Here is a 289-nt window from a genome sequence, read left to right as displayed (position 1 = left end):
AGAACGGCGTGATCCTCCGGGGTGGCGTGGTAGTGCATCATGGCTGCGTTGCCGCCGTAGGCTGCAATGGTGCCAAAGCTCTCCACAAGGAACTTATCGTCTGCGCTGCGGTACTTGTGCAGGATCTCGTCCACGGTCAGCTCGGTCAGCTGTTCGCCGGCAGCCAGACGGTTTTCCAGCTCGATCTGGAACCGCACCATGGCCACGGCGTCCCGCAGATGGGACTCGCGCAGGTGTGCCAGCTCCACCTCGTTCTTCACGCCCTTCATGGCCAGCAGGGGGTCGGCGG

Annotated in this window: 1 protein-coding gene; it reads right to left on the bottom strand. The window is 63.7% G+C overall.

Going from position 1 to position 289, the window contains the following annotated elements:
• On the bottom strand, nucleotides 1-289 hold a 289-nt coding region (locus PZH32_RS13805), incomplete at both ends, for a M24 family metallopeptidase (RefSeq protein WP_275208837.1).

The organism is Adlercreutzia equolifaciens, assembly GCF_029076695.1.
Taxonomy (GTDB): domain Bacteria; phylum Actinomycetota; class Coriobacteriia; order Coriobacteriales; family Eggerthellaceae; genus Adlercreutzia; species Adlercreutzia equolifaciens_A.
Note: the sequence above shows the minus strand (reverse complement) of the source record. Positions and strands in the feature narration are given on the sequence as shown.